Origin of the sequence: Leclercia sp. Marseille-Q4284, assembly GCF_916618945.1 — a bacterium.
In the GTDB taxonomy this organism is placed as follows: Bacteria; Pseudomonadota; Gammaproteobacteria; order Enterobacterales; family Enterobacteriaceae; genus Enterobacter; species Enterobacter tamurae.
The window spans coordinates 838,516-857,387 of record NZ_CAKAKG010000001.1; the positions used below are offsets into that span (position 1 = coordinate 838,516).

Here is an 18,872-nt window from a genome sequence, read left to right on the forward strand (position 1 = left end):
GGGCACCAGCCCGCAGCAGTCTTAAGCCAGCTGCTTACGACTAATCAACGGCCCATCAATCTTCTTCGTTGAACGCTCCAGCACCTCTTCAATCACCGATGACAACTCGTTCAGCTCGAACTTCGCCACATAGCCATCGGCTTTCACCTTACGGATATGGTCTTCGTTGGCGTTGCCGGACAGGGAAGAGTGGATCACCACCGGAATGTCTTTCAGGATCGCATCGGATTTGATTTTACGGGTCAGGGTAAAGCCGTCCATCTCCGGCATCTCGAGGTCGGTCAGCACCAGGGCGATCTTATCGGTGATCGGCACCCCTTCCGCCTGAGCCTGTGCCGCGAGAACGCCAATCTTTTCCCACGCCTCTTTGCCAGTGATATGCATCAGCGCCGGGATCGCCATCGCCTGCAAGCCTTTCTCCAGCATCGAGCGCGCCACTTTGGAGTCTTCCGCCACAATCGCCACGGCACCCGGCTTGATGTTGAACTGGGTGGTCTTCAGGTCGGTGGCATGCAGGTCGTGATTGGCCGGGGTGATGTCATACAGGATCTGCTCCACGTCCAGCACCATCGCCAGATCGTTGGTGTCGGTCTTTTCGTCCAGACAGGCAATGCTGGTGATATAGCGTCCGCTGACCGCGGTTTCCGCCGCATGCACTTGCTTCCAGTCCAGTCGCATAATGTTCTCCACCGACTCGACGGCAAAAGCCTGCACGCTGCGGGCATACTCGGTGATCAGCAGAATGTTCAGACCCGTTGTCGGCTTGCAGCCTGCCACAGCGGCGAGGTCGATAACCGGGATCACCTGGTCACGAATATTAACCATCCCCATCAGGGGTGACTTCATGCCCGCCGGCTTGGTGAACGCTGGCATGGGCACAATCTCGCGAAGCTTAAAGACGTTGATGCCGAACAGCTCAGATTTGTTTTCGTTCATTGAGGTGCCGAGACGGAACAGCAACAGCTCAAAACGGTTCGACAGGGTCAGATTTGCCCTGTCATCAATGTCTTTCTGGAAATTATCCATTCTACCCTCGAGTGAAAAATACCTGCCTGTTAGGGGTTATCGGCAGACTCGGGGAAAACCAGAGCATTAAACACGCATCGCGGCAAAATCTTCTGCCAGCTGACAGTCGGCAAACAGGGCGCGGCACTCTGCCAGCAGCATGGCGCAGCCCTCTGCGTCATAGCGGGAGCTGACATGGGTGATGACCAGTTTCTTCACCTGCGCGTCGCAGGCAAGCCTGGCCGCCTGACGCGTTGAACTGTGACCGCGGCTGTTGGCCTTCTCCTCCATCGCGGCCTCAAGCGTGGCCTCATGCACCAGCAGATCGACACCCTGAGCCAGCGCGAGAGCGCTCTCGCAGGGGGCGGTATCGCCGAAAATAGCCAGCTTCTTGCCCGGGCGCGGTGGGGAGAGATAGTCGGCGCCATCGATCGTCCGTCCATCCTCGAGGGTAATGCGTTCCCCGCGCTTCAGCTGCTGGAACAGCGGGCCAAAAGGCACCCCGGCGGCAACCAGCGCTGCGCCATCGAGGGCGCCGGGTCTATCGTGTTCCTCAATGCGATAGCCGTAACACTCCACGGGGTGATTCATCGCCGCGGCGGTCACGGTATATGCCTCATCGCTGAACACCACCCCGGCGCTTATCTCGACAATCTCGAGGGGATAATCGGTCCAGGATCCGCTGATGCGCAGGCTGGTTTCGACAAACTCACGGATACCGGATGGGCCGTAAATGGTCAGCGGATGGATATTGCCCGCCATCGAGCGGCTGCACAGCAGCCCCGGCAGGCCAAAGAGGTGATCGCCATGCAGGTGGGTAATAAAGATTTTATCCAGCTTGCCGGGATGGCTGGCGGTGCGCAGCAGCTGGTGCTGCGTCCCTTCGCCGCAGTCAAACATCCACAATCCGCCGCGGGTCGGGTGCTGTAAATCCAGCAGAATTGAGGTGACGTTGCGCGACCGGGTTGGCACGCCAGCGGATGTTCCTAAAAAAAGCAGTTCCATAATGCATTCAGCCTCTGTGCCCGGGACGAAAAGTCATTAGTATAACGGCTACCGACACGATAAGGAGACCCCGATGATCCAGTGGCAAGATCTGCACCATAGCGAGCTGACCGTTCCCACTCTCTACGCTTTACTTCAGCTGCGCTGCGACGTCTTTGTGGTGGAACAAACCTGCCCTTACCAGGACATAGACGGCGACGACCTGGTGGGGGAGAACCGCCATATCCTCGGCTGGAAAGATAACCAGCTGGTAGCTTATGCGAGGATTCTGAAAAGCGACGACGATTTTTCCCCCGTTGTGATTGGCCGGGTGATTGTCAGCAGTCAGGCCCGGGGCGAAAAACTGGGTTATACCCTGATGGAGCAAACGCTGCGCTCCTGCGAAAAGCACTGGCCGAACAAGGCGTTATACCTGGGGGCTCAGGCGCATTTGCAGCCGTTTTATGCCCATTTTGGCTTTGCGCCGGTGACCGAAATCTACGATGAAGATGGCATCCCGCATATCGGAATGGCCAAAGAGACGGAACAAGCGTAGCAGGCAGAATCGGCAGGGATTGTCTATAGTTAGCGGACTGATGCAACCACAAGGAGAAAACTATGTCCTTCCAATCTTCGGAAACGCATGTTGATGATGATCTGACGCTGTTAAGTGAAACGCTGGAAGAAGTCCTTCGTTCTTCAGGCGATCCGGCCGATCAAAAGTACATTGAGCTGAAGGCGCGTGCCGAACAGGCGCTTCACGACGTGAAGACGCGCGTGAGCCATGCGTCGGATACTTACTATTATCGCGCTAAAAAAGCGGTCTATCGTGCAGACGATTATGTCCGTGAAAAACCATGGCAGGGTATTGGGGTAGGTGCCGCCGCCGGTCTGGTGCTCGGTCTGCTGCTCGCCCGCCGTTAATTCAACACGCACGCTTCTCCCTGCCAAATCGTGGGTACTGCTTTTTCAGGCAACTACCCCGTATAATGTGAGGTTTTTGAGCCGGGAGAAGTTCGCGTGCACTCGATTTCCACCGCACTGGCAGGCCTTTGCCATCAGTTAGCAGACGATTTTCCTGATGCGCCTGGTCTGCATCACCTTGATGTCTCCTTTGCGCTCAACGACGCGTTTGACCCTCTCGCCTGGCTGAATGCCCAGCAGATTTTCCCTCAGTTTTACTGGCAGCAGCGTAACGGCGATGAAGAGTACGCCGCGCTGGGCGCGACGAAACACTTCTCCTCTCTCACTACTGCCCGTCAATTTTTACACTGTTATCCGCAATGTCCTGACCTTCGGGCGGTGGGCGTCAATGCGTTCGATCCGCACAAGGGCAACCTGTTCCTGCCGCGTCTGCTGTGGCAACGTCACGGCGGAACCGCGACGCTGCGGCTGATCCTCTGCAGCGCCACCTCGCTGAAAAACGATGCGCAATGCGCGCGCGAATTCATAGGCTCCCTCCAGGAGAGTCAGCCCGTTGACGCCGTTGTCCAGCCGGTAGTGAGCGAAACCCATCGGCCTGAGAAATCCGGCTGGCTGGCGTTGGTCACCCGGGCAACCGACGCCATTGCCCGGGGCGAGTTCGACAAAGTAGTGCTGGCCCGGGCAACGGATCTGCAGTTCAACCTGCCGGTTAATCCTGCCGCCCTGATGGCCGCCAGCCGTCGGGTGAATTTCCAGTGCTACCACTTCTTTATTCGTTTTGATGCGACTCATGCCTTTCTCGGTTCGTCGCCGGAACGGCTGTGGCGGCGACGCGGAACCCTGCTTCGCACCGAGGCGCTGGCCGGTACGGTCGCCAGCCATCCTGATGATACCCAGGCTGCCCGCCTGGGCGAATGGCTGATGAATGACGATAAAAACCAGCGGGAAAATATGCTGGTGGTCGAGGATATCTGTCAGCGCCTGCAGCGCGATGGCGGGGTACTTGACGTCCTGCCGCCGCAAATCGTGCGTTTGCGTAAGGTTCAGCATCTGCGCCGCTGCATCTGGACGGCGCTGCAGCAGCCGGATGATGAACAGTGCCTGATGCGGTTGCAACCTACCGCGGCCGTCGCCGGTCTGCCGCGACATATTGCGTGGGAGTTTATCGCCCGCACCGAACCCTTTGACCGGGAGTGGTATGCCGGTTCCGCCGGATATCTGTCATTAGCGCAAAGCGAGTTCTGCGTGGCGTTACGCTCGGCAAGCGTGCAGGGGAGCAGCGTGCGCCTGTACGCCGGCGCGGGAATTGTGAGTGGTTCTGACCCTGAACAGGAGTGGCAGGAGATTGAAAATAAAGCCGCCGGACTGCGCTCTCTGCTCCTAAAGGATTAATACTGAGTCGTACTTACCCGACTCATATCAAAATTACATCTTTTTCTATTATTTATACTACGTCGTAATATTGATACCGGACAATTCCATGTCAGTGAGTTCCTTTAACCGGCGCTGGGCGGCGGTGATCCTTGAAGCCCTGACCCGCCATGGCGTCAGGCACGTTTGCATCGCACCCGGTTCGCGTTCAACGCCGCTGACCCTGGCTGCTGCGGAGAACCGCGCCTTTATTCATCACACCCACTTTGATGAGCGCGGTCTTGGGCATCTGGCGCTGGGGCTGGCGAAAGCCAGTAACGCCCCGGTGGCGGTGATTGTCACCTCCGGTACGGCGGTGGCGAACCTCTATCCGGCGCTGATTGAGGCCGGGCTGACCGGCGAAAAACTGGTCCTGCTGACGGCGGATCGTCCCCCGGAGCTGATCGACTGTGGCGCAAACCAGGCCATTCGCCAGCCGGGGCTTTTTGCCTCTCACCCCACGGAAACGCTCTCCCTGCCGCGTCCCACCCGGGATATCCCCGCCCGCTGGCTGGTCTCCACGGTGGATAACGCCCTTGGCGCCCTGCGTGCGGGCGCGCTGCACATTAACTGTCCCTTTGCCGAGCCGCTGTATGGCGAAATGGACGAAACCGATCTTGCCTGGCAGCAGGCGCTGGGCGACTGGTGGCAGAGCGATAAACCCTGGCTGAGCACCCCGGCAGAACTCTCAAGCCCTAAACAGCGCGACTGGTTCTTCTGGCGGCAAAAACGCGGCGTAGTGCTCGCGGGCAGGATGAACGCGGCGGAAGGTAAAAAGGTGGCGGAGTGGGCGCAAACCCTCGGCTGGCCGCTGATTGGCGACGTGCTCTCCCAGACCGGGCAGCCGCTGCCGTGCGCCGATCTGTGGCTCGGCAATGCGAAAGCCGTCACCGAGCTGGAGCAGGCGCAGATTGTGGTCCAGCTGGGCGGCAGTCTGACGGGGAAACGACTGCTGCAGTGGCAGGCCACCTGCACGCCGGAAGAGTACTGGCTGGTGGACCCGCGGGAAGGTCGGCTGGATCCAGCCCACCATCGCGGCCGTCGGCTGGTGTCGAATGTAGCCGACTGGCTGGAACTGCATCCGGCGGAAAAACGTGCCCCCTGGGCCGCGGCGATCCCGGAGCTCTCCCGTCAGGCCTGGCAGTTGACGGCGCAACACAGCGAAGAATTTGGCGAGGCGCAGCTGGCGCACCAGATTCGTCGCTATCTGCCCGAGCAGGGGCAACTGTTTGTCGGCAACAGTCTGGTGGTGCGTCTGATTGATGCGCTTTCCCGCCTGCCGGCAGGCTATCCGGTGTTCAGTAACCGTGGCGCCAGCGGCATTGACGGGCTGATCTCCACCGCAGCCGGCGTCCAGCGCGCCAACGCCCGGCCGACGCTGGCGATCGTTGGCGATCTGTCGGCGCTGTACGATCTCAACGCCCTGGCGCTGTTACGTCAGGCCTCGGCGCCCTTTGTGCTGCTGGTGATTAACAATAACGGCGGGCAGATTTTCTCCCTGCTGCCGACACCCCAGAGTGAGCGGGAGCGCTTCTATCTGATGCCGCAGAACGTGCAGTTTGAACATGCCGCGGCGATGTTCAGCCTCCGCTATCAGCGCCCGACGAACTGGGCCGAGCTGGAGAGCGCCCTGAATACGGCGTGGAGCAAACCTCGCGCCACGCTTATCGAAGTGGTGGTCAACGACAGCGACGGCGCGCAGATGCTGCAGAGCCTGCTGGCGCAGGTAAGCCATCTATGATCCTGCAAGGGACGCCCTGCGCTGGTGCGCCAGGAAAACCCTGGCTGGTGTTCCTGCACGGCTTTTCCGGCGATCGCCGTGAATGGCAGCTGGCAGGAGAGAGGCTGGGTGACTATCCCCAGCTGTATCTCGATCTGCCGGGCCACGGTGAATCAGCGTCCATTGCGGTGAGCGGTTTCAGCGACCTGAGCGATCTGCTGAATCGCACCCTTGTTAGTTACAACATACTCAATTACTGGCTGGTGGGGTACTCCCTTGGCGGCCGCATTGCGATGTATCACGCCTGCCAGCGCCCAAAAGGGCTGCAGGGGCTGATTGTTGAAGGGGCGCATCCGGGGTTACGAGATGACCAGGAAAAAGCAAGCCGCCGCGCCTCAGATGCCCATTGGGCCGCGCGTTTTCGCCATGAACCCTTAGAGGCGGTGTTTGCCGACTGGTATCAACAGCCGGTCTTCGCGTCGTTAACCGACGTGCAGCGTCAGGCGCTGGTGGCCCTGCGCAGCCGCAACAACGGCACGACCCTCGCCGCGATGTTGCAGGCAACTTCCCTGGCCGAACAACCCGATTTACGGCCTGCGCTCGCTGAGGGCGTGGCCCCTTTTTTCTATCTGTATGGCGAGCGGGATGAGAAGTTCAGGGCGATTGCCCGGGAACTGCCCGCCATCGGCCATCAAATTTCCCATGCCGGACATAACGCCCATCGGGAAAATCCCGATGCGGTGGCCGAGCGTCTGGCCCAGATACTCCGTCTACCCATAAAGGACACTCTATGATCTACCCTGATGAAAACATGCTCTACGCACCGGTGGAATGGCAGGACTGCTCCGAAGGTTACACCGACATTCGTTACCACAAATCGGCGGACGGGATCGCCAAAATCACCATCAACCGTCCCGAAGTGCGTAACGCGTTTCGTCCGGTCACCGTCAAGGAGATGATCAATGCTCTGTCGGATGCCCGTTACGACGACAACATCGGCGTGATTGTTCTCACCGGGGAAGGCGAAAAAGCCTTCTGCGCCGGGGGCGATCAGAAAGTGCGTGGCGACTACGGCGGATACCAGGATGACTCCGGCGTACATCACCTGAACGTCCTCGACTTCCAGCGCCAGATCCGCACCTGCCCGAAACCGGTAGTGGCGATGGTTGCTGGCTTTTCCATCGGCGGGGGTCACGTGCTGCACATGATGTGCGACCTGACGATTGCCGCAGAGAACGCCATTTTCGGCCAGACCGGCCCGAAAGTCGGCTCCTTCGACGGCGGCTGGGGAGCGTCCTACATGGCCCGCATCGTCGGTCAGAAAAAAGCGCGTGAGATCTGGTTCCTGTGCCGTCAGTACAACGCTCAGGAAGCGCTGGATATGGGCCTGGTTAACACCGTGGTGCCGATTGCTGACCTGGAAAAAGAGACCGTCCGCTGGTGCCGTGAGATGCTGCAAAACAGTCCGATGGCGCTGCGCTGCCTGAAGGCGGCGCTGAACGCCGACTGCGACGGCCAGGCCGGGCTGCAGGAGCTGGCGGGCAATGCCACCATGCTGTTCTACATGACCGAAGAGGGTCAGGAGGGACGCAACGCCTTCAACGAGAAGCGTCAGCCGGACTTCAGTAAATACAAACGGAATCCGTAATGCGCAGCGTACAGATCTACCGCTGGCAGCTACCGATGGACGCGGGTGTGGTGCTGCGCGAACGGCGGTTAAAAACCCGCGACGGTCTGTTCGTTCATCTGCAGCAGGGCGATCGACACGGGTGGGGAGAAGTCTCCCCTCTGCCGGGCTTCAGCCGCGAATCGCTGGAGGAGGCCGAAGCCGCCCTGCGGGCGTGGACTCTCGCCTGGCGCGACGGCGAAGCGCCTCTGCTGCCAGGCCTGCCTGCGGTGGACTTTGGCATCAGCTGCGCGCTGGCGGAGCTGGACGGTTCCCTGCCGGAAGAGGCGGATTATCGCGCGGCCCCGCTTTGCACCGGGGATCCTGACGAACTTTTTGCCATTCTCGCCGCTATGCCGGGCGAGAAGGTGGCGAAGATCAAGGTGGGTCTGTACGAAGCGGTGCGCGACGGGATGGTGGCGAATCTGCTGCTGGAGGCTATCCCGGATCTGCGTCTGCGCCTGGATGCCAACCGCGCCTGGACGCCGCTGAAAGCGCAGCAGTTCGCGAAGTACGTTAACCCGGCCTACCGGGACCGCATTGCCTTTCTCGAGGAGCCCTGCAAAACGCGGGCGGACTCGCTGGCATTTGCCCGCGAGACAGGAATTGCCATCGCCTGGGATGAAAGCCTGCGTGAAGACGATTTTGAATGGATTGCCCAACCGGGCGTTCGCGCGGCGGTGATCAAACCCACCCTCACCGGCAGTATCGCGAAGGTGCGTGAGCAGGTAGAAGCAGCTCATGCCCTCGGGCTGACGGCGGTGATCAGCTCCTCGATTGAGTCGAGCCTCGGCCTGACCCAGCTGGCGCGGATTGCCGCGCAGTTCACGCCGGGCACCGTTCCCGGCCTGGATACCCTGAACCTGATGCAGGCGCAGTTACTGCGGCCCTGGCCAGGCAACACCTTGCCGTGTCGGGATCGCGAGGCGCTGGAGCCGCTGCTATGACCTTTTTCGACTGGCCGTGGCGGCACTGGTGTACTGTCCATCCTGAAAAAACAGCCCTGCGGCTTAACGGCGAATGCCTGACCTGGCGCGAACTCTGCCAGCGTATCGATGCGCTGGCGAGCGGTTTTGTCCTGCAGGGGGTAAGGGAAGGGGATGGGGTAATGCTGCAGGCGCATAATCATCCCGACACGCTGCTGGCGTGGCTGGCGCTATTGCAGTGTGGGGCGCGGATCCTGCCGGTGAACCCGCAGCTGCCCCGTTCCGTGGTGGAGATCCTGCTCCCGCCCCTGACGCTGCGGTTTGCGCTGGTGCTTAACGGCGAGGGCGGTTATGCCAGCCTGTCTGCCCTGAAAATGGATCGGCATAAGGGGAGTACTGGCGCGGCCTGGCAGCCTGAACGACTGGCGACCATGACCTTAACTTCGGGTTCGACGGGGCTGCCGAAAGCGGCGGTGCACACCTGTGCTGCGCACCTTGCCAGCGCTGAAGGCGTGCTGGCCCTTCTGCCCTACGCCGGGGAGGACGACTGGCTGCTCTCCCTGCCGCTGTTCCATGTCTCTGGACAGGGGATCCTGTGGCGCTGGTTGCTGGCGGGCGCCCGCCTGACCGTCTGTGAAAAACAGCCTCTGGAGCAGATGCTGCAGGGCTGTACCCATGCTTCTCTGGTGCCGACGCAGCTCTGGCGCCTGCTCAACGGTGAGGAAAAGGTTGCGCTAAAAGCGGTACTGCTGGGTGGCGCGGCGATCCCGGGGGAGTTAACCCTGCGGGCTACCAGCCGGGGCATACGCAGCTGGTGCGGGTATGGCCTGACGGAGTTTGCCTCCACGGTCTGCGCCAAAGAGGCGGATGGCCAGGCGGATGTCGGCTATCCGCTGCCGGGTCGGGAAGTGAAGCTGGTGGAGGGGGAAGTGTGGTTAAAGGCCGCCAGCATGGCCAGCGGCTACTGGCGTGATGGCCAGCTTGTCCCCATCGCCAATGCGCAAGGCTGGTTCGCCACCCGCGATCGCGGTGAGATAGTGGACGGACGCCTGACGATCCTCGGTCGCATGGATAACCTCTTTTTCAGCGGCGGGGAGGGGATCCAGCCGGAAGAGCTGGAGCGGGTGATCGGTACTCATCCTCAGGTCAGCCAGGTGTATGTCGTTCCCCTCGATGACGTCGAATTTGGACAGCGGCCCGTAGCGGTCGTCGAGTGCGAAGCGGGAGTGGATATCGCGCAACTGCCACACTGGGTCGGCGATAAGCTGGCACGCTTTCAGCAGCCGGTGCACTGGCTGGTCCTCCCGGCCGAACTGAAAAATGGCGGGATTAAGATCTCCCGACGCGCTTTGCAACAGTGGGTTTATCAGTCGTTGAAAGGTTGATTTGCGAGCCTGCTCGGGAAAGGAAATCAACAAGCTTACCTGCAGCGCACGCTGTGCTATTTTCCGGCGAAAGGAACTGGCGCAAGGGAAAATATGCACAGCCCATCAACACCTACGCCGCATGACGCGGTATTTCGTCATATTCTGTCGCAGCCGGAAACGGCGCGTGATTTTTTAGCGATTCATTTGCCTGAAAAATTACGCGCGCTCTGTGATTTATCGTCGTTGCGGCTGGAGTCGGGCAGCTTTGTCGAAGAGGATCTTCGTCTCAGTTACGCCGATCTCCTCTGGTCCGTTAATACCGCTTCCGGCGAGGGGTATATTTATGTGCTGATCGAGCATCAAAGCTCCCCGGATCGGCATATGGCCTTTCGCCTGATGCGTTACGCGATTGCTGCCATGCAGCGACATCTCGACAAAGGGCATCGTGAACTGCCGCTAGTGATCCCTTTGCTGTTTTATCATGGTCGGGTCTCGCCTTATCCCTGGTCGCTGCGCTGGCTCGACGGCTTTCAGGTGCCTGAGCAGGCCGAATCCCTCTACACCGGGCCCTTTCCCCTGATTGACATCACCTGCCTGCCCGACGAAAGCATCATGGAACACCGCCGGATTGCGATGCTGGAACTGCTGCAAAAGCATGTCCGACAGCGGGACATGCTGGAACTCCATGAGCAACTGGTCAGGCTGTTGACGCTGGGATACACTGGCAACGCCCAGCTCAAAACGTTGCTCAACTATCTTCTCAAGGCCGGTCATACCGCCGATCCCGCAGCGTTTTTGCAGGCATTAGCAAACAGGACTAAGGATCATCAGCATAAGGAGACGTTAATGAATATTGCGCAATATCTCCGGGAAGAGGGCATGGCCCAGGGATTAAATCAGGGGCTGAGTCAGGTTAGAGCGGAAGGCATCGAACAGGAGGCGCTTCGCATCGCGAAGGTGATGCTGGAAAAGGGCCTGCCGCCGGAGACTGTCACTCAACTGACCGGGCTGGCACCCGAGATTGTCGAGCAGGCCAGACATTAATCCTGCAACAGAAAACGGGAGCCTGGGCTCCCGTTCTGTTTTTACTTCTCTTCGGCTAAGCGCATCAGCGCTGCCTGAACACCCGCCCCGTAGTCAGGATGAACCTCGCTGAACAGGGCAATCTGGCGCGCCTGAATAAATGCCGGCACATCCCGCATATCCCCGGCGATACGTGCAAACATCCGCTGATGCTCTTCCGGGCTCAGCAGTTCAAACAGCTTGCGCGGCTGGCTGAAGTAGTCCGTATCTTCACGATGATTCCAGTGGTCAGCGGCACCCTCAAGCGACAATGGCGGCTCGCTGAAGTCCGGCTGTTCCTGGAAGACGCCAAAGCTGTTTGGCTCATAGGTAGCACCGTTGCCGCTGTTGCCATCCACACGCATCGCACCGTCGCGATGGTAGTTATGGAACGGACAGCGCGGGGCGTTCACCGGGATCTGATGATGGTTAACGCCTAAACGGTAGCGGTGGGCATCGCCGTAGGAGAAGAGACGCCCCTGCAACATGCGATCCGGTGAGAAGCCAATCCCCGGCACCACGTTAGCAGGCGACATCGCCACCTGCTCAACTTCTGCAAAGTAGTTATCCGGGTTACGGTTCAGCTCCAGCACGCCCACTTCCATCAGCGGATAGTCGCCGTGCGGCCAGACTTTGGTCAGATCGAAGGGGTTGTACGGCACCTTCGCAGCATCGCTTTCCGGCATGATCTGCACGTAAAACGTCCAGCGTGGGAAATCGCCTTTTTCGATAGAGGTAAAGAGATCGCGCTGGGAACTCTCGCGATCTTCTGCGACCAGGCGTTTGGCTTCATCATCCTGCAGGTTAGCAATCCCCTGTTGGGACTTGAGGTGGAATTTCACCCAGAAGCGTTCGTTGTTGTGGTTAATAAAGCTGAAGGCGTGGCTGCCAAAGCCGTGCATGGTGCGATAGGAGCACGGCAGGCCGCGATCGCTGAAGTCAATGGTGAGCTGGTGCAGCGTTTCTGGCAGTTGAGAGAAGAAATCCCATTTGTAAGTCGGATTACGCAGGTTGGTACGCGGATCGCGTTTTACCACGTGATTCAGATCCGGGAACTTCAGCGGATCGCGCAGGTAGAAGATGGGCGTGTTATTTCCGACCAGATCCCAGTTACCTTCTTCGGTATAAAACTTGATGGAGAAGCCGCGGATATCGCGTTCGGCATCGGCGGCGCCGCGTTCACCCGCAACGGTGGAGAAGCGCACAAAGAGATCGGTTTTTTTACCGACGGCGGAAAACAGCTTCGCCCGGCTAAAGGCGGTGATATCCTGGGTCACGGTAAAGGTACCGTAGGCGCCTGAACCTTTGGCGTGCATCCGACGTTCCGGGATCACCTCCCGGTCGAAATGCGCCAGTTTTTCCAGAAACCAGACATCCTGCAGCAGCATTGGTCCACGTGGGCCCGCCGTAGCAACATTATTGTTATGAACCACGGGGCAGCCGGAGGCGGTGGTTAAACCTTTCTTGCTCATGTTTTCTCCCTGATGTGTGAGTATTGGTCTTTAAATTTCCGTTTTGAGCGAAAGATAATCTAAAGAAGTTAGTCAGGGTGGGTATTGATCGGACGCAACCTAATCGGGCGTAAAGTGTTTCTCAGAATTTAACATTGTTAAAACCTGTAAGTATCAACTGGTTACAATCTAATTTTTTTATTACATCACCTCAGCGTTGATCCCTGGCCGACTCACGTTAAAATCACGCGTTTTTGGAATTTATCTCAATAATTGTGCGGGATCACGACAATGAAAAAAGTGGCATTACTGGGCCTTGGCGGCCTGATGTTCGTTTCTGCGGCAGCAAACGCAATTTCCATCAGCGGCCAGGCCGGTGAGGACTACACCAATGTTGGCGTCGGTTTTGGCACGGAAACGTCGGGCCTGTTTGCGACCGGCAACTGGACCAATAACGACGATGAGGGTGACGTGGCCAGCGTTGGCCTGGGCCTGAACGTGCCTCTCGGTCCGTTCCTCGCCACCGTGGGCGGGAAAGGTATCTACACCCACCCGAAAGACAGCGATGAAGGCTATGCGGCAGCAGTAGGCGGCGGCCTGCAGTGGAAAATTGGCGACAGTTTCGGTCTGTTTGGCGAGTATTACTACTCCCCGGACTCCCTCTCCAGCGGTATCGATAGCTACGAAGAGGCCAACGCCGGTGCGCGCTGGACCATCATGCGCCCGATCACTATTGAGGCGGGCTACCGTTACCTGAACCTGGCGGGCAAAGACGGCAACCGTGACAACGCGATTGCCGATGGCCCGTACGTGGGCGTGAGCGCAGGCTTCTGATCCCCCGGCGCGGCGTTCTGCCGCGCCTGTTTCTCTCTTCCCCCAACAGCCGATTGCGCTATAGTGTTTTCACCACAAATGCGGGAGAACACAATGATAAACGTGGAGATGCTGTCCACTGGCGATGAAGTGCTGCATGGACAAATCACTGATACCAATGCGGCCTGGCTGGCGGATATTTTCTTTGAGCAGGGATTACCGTTAACGCGGCGTAATACGGTGGGCGACTCGCTGGAGGCGCTGGTCAACGTTCTGCGTGAGCGTAGCGAACAGGCAGATGTGCTGATTGTTAACGGTGGCCTCGGCCCCACCAGCGACGACCTGAGCGCGCTGGCCGCCGCCACGGCGAAAGGCGAAGCGCTGGTGCTGCACACCGAGTGGCTCAGCCATATGGAGCGGTTCTTCAGCGATCGCGGCAAGGTGATGGCTCCCAGCAACCGCAAGCAGGCAGAAATTCCGGCCAGCGCGGAGCTGGTTGATAATCCGGTCGGCACCGCCTGCGGCTTTGCCGTTCAGCTTAATCGCTGCCTGATGTTCTTCACTCCCGGCGTCCCGTCTGAATTTAAGGTGATGGTGGAAAAAGAGATCCTGCCGCGTCTGCGTCAGCGTTTCACCCTACCGGAACCGCCAATCTGTTTGCGTCTCACCACCTTTGGCCGCTCGGAGAGTGACCTGGCCCAGAGCCTCGATCATCTGACGTTGCCGCCAGGTGTGACCATGGGCTATCGCTCCTCGATGCCGATTATCGAACTGAAATTAACCGGTCCGGCAACCGAGAAGGCTGCCATGCTGGCCCTGTGGCCTGAGGTGCAGCGCGTGGCGGGTGAGAACCTGATCTTCGAAGGCACCGAAGGGCTCCCGGCGCAAATCGCCCGCCATCTACAGGCCCGCCAGCTGAGCCTGACCCTGAGCGAGCAATTTACCGGTGGCCTGCTGGCGTTACAGCTCTCCCGGGTAAGCGCTCCACTGCTGGCCAGCGAGGTAGTACCTTCTCAGGAAGAGACCCTGGCGCAAACTGCCCACTGGGTGGCCGAGCGGCGTGTGAAACATTTTGCCGGTCTGGCACTGGCGGTGTCGGGTGCGGAAGAGGATCATCTCAACTTTGCCCTGGCTACCCCGGAAGGCACCCACGCCCTGCGGGTGAAAATGAGCACAACGCGCTACAGCCTGGCAGTCCGTCAGGAGGTCTGCGCGATGATGGCGCTGAACATGCTGCGCCGCTGGCTGAACGATAAGCCGGTGGCCAGCGAGCATGGCTGGATCAACGTCGTCGAATCGCTGTACGTTGAGTAAAACCTGTGCCGGGGCCTTTCCCCGGCACGTTCAGCCCAGCGCCTTCGCCAGCAGGGTAATCGGATGTTCACAGCGCTTGCGGGTGGACATCTCAATCTGCCACTTGCAGGTTTCGCAGTCGGTCACCACGATATCCGCGCCGCTCTCTTCAATCTGGCGGAACAGCGGGGCGCCAATCGCCTGTGACGTTTCGTAGTTTTCACGCTTAAAGCCGTAGGTTCCCGCAATACCGCAGCAGCGCGAATCCAGCACCGTCAGCTCAAGGCCCGGAATCAACCGCAGCAGTTCAAGCGTATAGAGCGACCAGCCCATTTTCTCCATATGACAGGGTGTGTGATACACCACTTTCAGGGGCAATTTCCCCAGCGGCAACGTCTGCCCGCTATCCAGTTTGCGCCACAGGTAACGTGTCGCCAGCTCGATGTGCTCGCGCAGGCCGGTATTATCTACGTCCAGCAGATGCGGATACTCATCGCGCAGGGTGAAGGCGCAGGTGGACGAGGTCGCCAGCACCGGAATACCTTTGTCGATAATGGCTTCCCGCAGCGACGCGACATTGCTTCTGGCCTGCCTGCGCGCTTTATCGGTAAACCCGTTGGCAATCAGCGGTACGCCGCAGCACTTCTCTTTATTCAGTAGTTGAATGCCTGTTCCGATGGCGTTAAGCACCTTCAGCAGATCTTTACCCAGCTGCGGGTGGTTGTAGTTCACATAGCAGCCGTGGAAAAAGGCCACCTGGTCGGTAAACTTCGCCTGCTCCGCCGCGACGGACTTGTACCAGCGGCGGAAGGTGCCGTGAGAATATTTGGGCAGACTGCGGTGATGGTCTATCTTCAGCGTGGCATCCAGCAGCTGGCGCACCGGTTTGAGAGAGGTCGCTGCATTCACCAGCGGGGCAAACGGCGTCGACAGGCTGCCCATCAGGTCGGTGTGGCTCAGAATGGCGTCCCGCAAGGACGGTTTTTGCGTGCTATAGCGCGCCCGGGCGCGCTGGATGATATCGCCGATCTTGACATCGGACGGACAGGCCACCTCGCAGCGTTTACAGTTAATGCAGTATTTCAGCGCCTCGTCGTACAGCTTGCCGTCCTTCAGGCGCAAACGCTCGCCGTCCGGTCCGGCCTGTTTCGGACCAGGATAGCGCGGATTTACGCCGCTGACCGGACAGACGGTGGTACACACCGTGCATTTGATGCAGCTTTCAAAACGGGTATCGTTCATCGTTCAGCCTCCGTGCGCTGGCTAATCTGCTCTGCGACATACAGTGCCGTCACGGCGCAGACGCCGCCACCGCATCCCTGGGCGACAGGATCGTATCCGCCCAGCAGCGAGCCGATGGCAAAGAGATTACTGACTGGCTTACCGGCAAGTTGCGGATGTAGCTGATTATCGGCAATCACGCCGAACTGTTGCCAGGGCTGCGGCGAGAAGAAATCACTCTGATACCAGTCCGCGCGGGAGGCGCTTTGCCGCACATCCAGCCCCATAATGGCTTCCCGGATGCCATCCCGGCTGCTCAGCAGTCCGTTACTGAAGAAACTGCCGCTTGCCAGCACCGTATAGCGGGCACGAAGCGGAATATCATCGTGGTTGCGCGTCCAGATTTCACTTATCGCGCCGTCCGTCAGCGTCATTTTCTTCACCTCATCCCCCGCCATCCAGACGCCACCCTGCGCAACAAATTTGCGCTGCAGCTGGGTATGCAGGCGAATGCCGGGTACGGAAGGGGGCAGGGTTGGCAGCAGACCGAGGGTGCAGGGCAGACGATCTGATAGCCAGTGCCAGAGGCGGTTGTCGCGTAAGCCAAAGCAGGCGGGCATCAACAGCGCGTCACAGCTTTCGCCGAGCGGCCTGAGCGCGTCATACAGCAGCGGCCATTTATCTTCGTTATCAAGAAAGCGGGCGATATTCACCGCGCGAAACTCACTCGGGTTGTCGCGCAGGATATCCAGCTCGGGCAGCTCTATCTCTGCCGTTTCGGCATTAACCCCCTGACGGCAAAGTGACGCCGCCGCGAGATGGGGCTGAAAATCCAGAAAACCGCTGATACCCACGACCCGCACACGCGCGGCATTAAACGGGGCAACGGGTACCTCCTCCGGACTGAGCCAGGCGGAGCGCAGGGTGCCGAGCGGCGTGACGCGCTGATGATTTTGCCTGGCGCTCCCCTTCAGGCGTGCGCCGCAGTCCGCCAGTAGCGCTTCGGCTTCCAGCGCAAAGCGGTCAATATGCTGCGCGCCAGTCAGGTGATAGGGGTGCTCTGGCGGCAGTTGATCGCGGTACGCTTCGTCTATCAGATCCAGAGAGCCCGACGAGAAGTGCAGGGCGCTCTGGCCCCGGGTGATAATGGCGCAACGCAGCCCCTGCCTCGTCAGTTTGATGCCACAGAGCAGGCCCGCCAGCCCGCCGCCGACAATCACGGTATCAAATTTCATCCTGTTGCTCCTTTTCAAGACCGCAAAGCCCCTGGTAGACCCAGCGGGTAAACTCGCTTTCACGCAGGGCATCACCCCAGGCGACAGGCTGAATGCCCTTCCAGCGCTCGTTTAAAAATGCGCTAAGCTGATCGAGCGACTGGGTGGCGGTAGTGGTATGAAAACGTTGCAATAGCCCGGCGGCACGACAGGCGCAGAGCTCTCCCTGGCAGGTCCCCATTCCGACGCGGGTGCGGCGACGGAGGTCGAGCAGGCTATTGACCGTCAGGTTCTCCACCGCGTATTGCACTTCCCCGGCGGTAACGGCTTCACATTCGCATACCAGGCTGCGGCTCAGTCGCCCTTCGCCCAGCCAGGCCGGCGTCCTGTCGCCATGGCGATAGATAGCCGAACCACGCAGGGGGGCAGGGAGGGAGATGATTTTTTGTAGCGTTTTCTCAGTGGACTGCCGCGATCCGGGCAGAGGCTGTTCTGCCGTCACGCACGATTGGGTATTGCCCAGCTTGCGGCAGACGGCATCGGTTGCCCACTCGGCCATCAGACGATAGGTCATCAGCTTGCCACCGGTGATAGTGATAAACCCGTCCAGACCGTCACGCGCGGCATGGTCGAGCAGCACAATGCCACGGCTGACGTTACGTCCGCTCGGGTCGTTGTCGCTGGCGACCAGCGGACGTACGCCCGCGTAGGCGCGCAGAATACGCGTCTGCGCCATCACCGGGGCCAGTTTTTCCCCTTCGCGTAGCAGGATGTCGACCTCTTCGGCGGTCACGCGGTTGTAATCAATCTCGCTGTAGTCCACGTGGGTTGAGGTTGTACCTATTAACGAAATGGTATCGCCCGGGACGAGGATATCGGCGTCAGAGGGTATGCGGCAGCGGTTGATCACGTGGTTATTGATGCGATGGTCGAGGATCAGCAGCGAGCCTTTCGCCGGGAACATGCGCACCGACAGGTCGGCGTATTCCGCAATGCGCTGCCCCCAGATCCCCGCCGCGTTGACCACGACGGCGGCATACAGCTCGCCGTGTTCGTTGTATTGCGTGTTAAACACCCGCACGCCGCAGATGCGATTACCTTCCCGGATAAGCCCGGTCACGTCGTGCCCGGTGAGGATACGCGCGCCATGCTCGCGGGCGTCCAGCATATTGGCGGCGGTCAGGCGGAACGGATCGACGGTGCCGTCAGGGACTTTCACCGCGCCGATAAGCGCCGGGTTAACCGAAGGTTCCAGCCGCCGCGCCAGCGCCGGGTCCATAGCCTCAGCCTGAATGCCAGCTGCATGACAGGCGGTGATAAAGGTGTCCTGAAAGGCGAGATCATCCTCGGGAAGGGTGATAAAAAGGCCGTCGGTCGGTTCAATACAGTGGCGGGCTATACGCCTGAGGATCTGGTTTTCAGCAATACATTCGCGCGCGGATTCAGCGTCGGTGACCGCATACCGCGCGCCGCTGTGCAGCAGGCCGTGGTTACGCCCGGTTGCGCCTGTCGCAATATCATGGCGCTCCAGAAGCGTGACGCTTAAGCCGCGAAGGGCGCAATCGCGTGCGATCCCGGCGCCGGTAGCGCCACCACCAATGATTATCACATCGCTGAACCGAGGATCGTGAATGGTCATTGTCATCCCTCTGTGTTCGTTTTTTTATCATTTAGCCACACTAAAACTGTGGTTTGTTTGATTTCGAGCACAAACGAGCGATATTCGAAAGTGAAACGTGATTTCATGAGCTTTTTTGCGCATTCTGTCATATTTCTGTAACAATCTGTGCGTTGATTCACAGTAACAATCACTGAG

The 18,872-nt window shown here is 59.4% G+C and carries 17 protein-coding genes; 11 read left to right on the plus strand and 6 right to left on the minus strand.

Features of this window, described 5'->3' with window-relative positions:
* Positions 1-21 precede the first annotated feature (21 nt).
* Both LG383_RS03870 and rnz read right to left on the minus strand, forming a co-directional pair.
* Positions 22-1,026, minus strand: coding sequence for a chemotaxis protein (locus LG383_RS03870; protein WP_106995420.1), 1,005 nt, complete (start codon positions 1,024-1,026; stop codon positions 22-24).
* Between the two features lie 66 nt (positions 1,027-1,092).
* Positions 1,093-2,010: a ribonuclease Z gene (gene rnz / locus LG383_RS03875; RefSeq protein ID WP_225758357.1), complete on the minus strand. Its 918-nt coding sequence runs from the start codon at positions 2,008-2,010 to the stop codon at positions 1,093-1,095.
* Positions 2,011-2,083: 73 nt separating this feature from the next.
* Between rnz and LG383_RS03880 the strand changes: the two genes are divergently transcribed.
* The 9 genes from LG383_RS03880 to LG383_RS03920 all read left to right on the plus strand — a co-directional run bounded on the left by LG383_RS03880 (position 2,084) and on the right by LG383_RS03920 (position 11,046).
* Positions 2,084-2,545 (plus strand): GNAT family N-acetyltransferase, encoded by a 462-nt coding sequence (locus LG383_RS03880; RefSeq protein WP_225758358.1) that lies wholly within the window; start codon positions 2,084-2,086, stop codon positions 2,543-2,545.
* A 62-nt stretch (positions 2,546-2,607) separates the two neighbouring features.
* On the plus strand, positions 2,608-2,913 hold the full coding sequence (gene elaB / locus LG383_RS03885; RefSeq protein ID WP_106995417.1) for a stress response protein ElaB: 306 nt from the start codon (positions 2,608-2,610) through the stop codon (positions 2,911-2,913).
* A 96-nt stretch (positions 2,914-3,009) separates the two neighbouring features.
* A complete protein-coding gene (menF, locus tag LG383_RS03890; protein ID WP_225758359.1) occupies positions 3,010-4,305 on the plus strand; it encodes an isochorismate synthase MenF in 1,296 nt (431 codons plus the stop codon).
* A gap of 88 nt (positions 4,306-4,393) precedes the next feature.
* A complete protein-coding gene (menD, locus tag LG383_RS03895) occupies positions 4,394-6,064 on the plus strand; it encodes a 2-succinyl-5-enolpyruvyl-6-hydroxy-3-cyclohexene-1-carboxylic-acid synthase (protein ID WP_225758360.1) in 1,671 nt (556 codons plus the stop codon).
* A complete protein-coding gene (gene menH / locus LG383_RS03900) occupies positions 6,061-6,837 on the plus strand; it encodes a 2-succinyl-6-hydroxy-2,4-cyclohexadiene-1-carboxylate synthase (protein ID WP_225758361.1) in 777 nt (258 codons plus the stop codon). The genes menD and menH overlap by 4 nt, the downstream gene beginning before the upstream one ends.
* The gene (menB, locus tag LG383_RS03905; protein ID WP_225758362.1) at positions 6,834-7,691 is read left to right on the plus strand and encodes a 1,4-dihydroxy-2-naphthoyl-CoA synthase; all 858 of its coding nucleotides are present in this window, start codon (positions 6,834-6,836) and stop codon (positions 7,689-7,691) included. Before menH ends, menB begins: the two co-directional genes overlap by 4 nt.
* Positions 7,691-8,656, plus strand: coding sequence for an o-succinylbenzoate synthase (menC, locus tag LG383_RS03910; protein WP_225758363.1), 966 nt, complete (start codon positions 7,691-7,693; stop codon positions 8,654-8,656). Before menB ends, menC begins: the two co-directional genes overlap by 1 nt.
* On the plus strand, positions 8,653-10,020 hold the full coding sequence (menE, locus tag LG383_RS03915) for an o-succinylbenzoate--CoA ligase (RefSeq protein ID WP_225758364.1): 1,368 nt from the start codon (positions 8,653-8,655) through the stop codon (positions 10,018-10,020). The genes menC and menE overlap by 4 nt, the downstream gene beginning before the upstream one ends.
* A 93-nt stretch (positions 10,021-10,113) precedes the next feature.
* Positions 10,114-11,046 carry an Rpn family recombination-promoting nuclease/putative transposase gene (locus LG383_RS03920; RefSeq protein ID WP_225758365.1) on the plus strand — a complete coding sequence of 311 codons (933 nt, stop codon included), beginning with the start codon at positions 10,114-10,116 and terminating at the stop codon, positions 11,044-11,046.
* Positions 11,047-11,087: 41 nt separating this feature from the next.
* On the opposite strand, the gene LG383_RS03925 is transcribed toward LG383_RS03920, so the two are convergent.
* Positions 11,088-12,536, minus strand: coding sequence for a catalase (locus LG383_RS03925; protein ID WP_225758366.1), 1,449 nt, complete (start codon positions 12,534-12,536; stop codon positions 11,088-11,090).
* A gap of 270 nt (positions 12,537-12,806) precedes the next feature.
* On the opposite strand from LG383_RS03925, the gene LG383_RS03930 reads away from it, so the two are divergent.
* On the plus strand, positions 12,807-13,349 hold the full coding sequence (locus tag LG383_RS03930) for a YfaZ family outer membrane protein (RefSeq protein WP_225758367.1): 543 nt from the start codon (positions 12,807-12,809) through the stop codon (positions 13,347-13,349).
* Positions 13,350-13,442: 93 nt separating this feature from the next.
* Positions 13,443-14,642 (plus strand): nicotinamide mononucleotide deamidase-related protein YfaY, encoded by a 1,200-nt coding sequence (locus LG383_RS03935; RefSeq protein ID WP_225758368.1) that lies wholly within the window; start codon positions 13,443-13,445, stop codon positions 14,640-14,642.
* Positions 14,643-14,672: 30 nt separating this feature from the next.
* On the opposite strand, the gene glpC is transcribed toward LG383_RS03935, so the two are convergent.
* The 3 genes from glpC to glpA are packed head-to-tail and all read right to left on the minus strand — an operon-like array spanning position 14,673 to position 18,695.
* A complete protein-coding gene (glpC, locus tag LG383_RS03940) occupies positions 14,673-15,863 on the minus strand; it encodes an anaerobic glycerol-3-phosphate dehydrogenase subunit GlpC (protein ID WP_225758369.1) in 1,191 nt (396 codons plus the stop codon).
* A complete protein-coding gene (glpB, locus tag LG383_RS03945; protein WP_225758370.1) occupies positions 15,860-17,077 on the minus strand; it encodes a glycerol-3-phosphate dehydrogenase subunit GlpB in 1,218 nt (405 codons plus the stop codon). Before glpB ends, glpC begins: the two co-directional genes overlap by 4 nt.
* Positions 17,067-18,695 (minus strand): anaerobic glycerol-3-phosphate dehydrogenase subunit A, encoded by a 1,629-nt coding sequence (gene glpA / locus LG383_RS03950; RefSeq protein ID WP_225758371.1) that lies wholly within the window; start codon positions 18,693-18,695, stop codon positions 17,067-17,069. The genes glpB and glpA overlap by 11 nt, the downstream gene beginning before the upstream one ends.
* Positions 18,696-18,872 lie beyond the last annotated feature (177 nt).

Bases quoted from the DNA above. Each gene is read 5' to 3' on its own strand.
- rnz (WP_225758357.1), bottom strand. From the start codon at position 2,010: ATGGAACTGCTTTTTTTAGGAACATCCGCTGGCGTGCCAACCCGGTCG.
- glpB (WP_225758370.1), bottom strand. From the start codon at position 17,077: ATGAAATTTGATACCGTGATTGTCGGCGGCGGGCTGGCGGGCCTGCTC.
- glpA (WP_225758371.1), bottom strand. From the start codon at position 18,695: ATGACCATTCACGATCCTCGGTTCAGCGATGTGATAATCATTGGTGGT.
- LG383_RS03930 (WP_225758367.1), top strand. From the start codon at position 12,807: ATGAAAAAAGTGGCATTACTGGGCCTTGGCGGCCTGATGTTCGTTTCT.
- menH (WP_225758361.1), top strand. From the start codon at position 6,061: ATGATCCTGCAAGGGACGCCCTGCGCTGGTGCGCCAGGAAAACCCTGG.
- LG383_RS03925 (WP_225758366.1), bottom strand. From the start codon at position 12,536: ATGAGCAAGAAAGGTTTAACCACCGCCTCCGGCTGCCCCGTGGTTCAT.
- LG383_RS03880 (WP_225758358.1), top strand. From the start codon at position 2,084: ATGATCCAGTGGCAAGATCTGCACCATAGCGAGCTGACCGTTCCCACT.
- menC (WP_225758363.1), top strand. From the start codon at position 7,691: ATGCGCAGCGTACAGATCTACCGCTGGCAGCTACCGATGGACGCGGGT.
- menE (WP_225758364.1), top strand. From the start codon at position 8,653: ATGACCTTTTTCGACTGGCCGTGGCGGCACTGGTGTACTGTCCATCCT.
- LG383_RS03920 (WP_225758365.1), top strand. From the start codon at position 10,114: ATGCACAGCCCATCAACACCTACGCCGCATGACGCGGTATTTCGTCAT.
- elaB (WP_106995417.1), top strand. From the start codon at position 2,608: ATGTCCTTCCAATCTTCGGAAACGCATGTTGATGATGATCTGACGCTG.
- menB (WP_225758362.1), top strand. From the start codon at position 6,834: ATGATCTACCCTGATGAAAACATGCTCTACGCACCGGTGGAATGGCAG.
- LG383_RS03935 (WP_225758368.1), top strand. From the start codon at position 13,443: ATGATAAACGTGGAGATGCTGTCCACTGGCGATGAAGTGCTGCATGGA.
- menD (WP_225758360.1), top strand. From the start codon at position 4,394: ATGTCAGTGAGTTCCTTTAACCGGCGCTGGGCGGCGGTGATCCTTGAA.
- LG383_RS03870 (WP_106995420.1), bottom strand. From the start codon at position 1,026: ATGGATAATTTCCAGAAAGACATTGATGACAGGGCAAATCTGACCCTG.
- glpC (WP_225758369.1), bottom strand. From the start codon at position 15,863: ATGAACGATACCCGTTTTGAAAGCTGCATCAAATGCACGGTGTGTACC.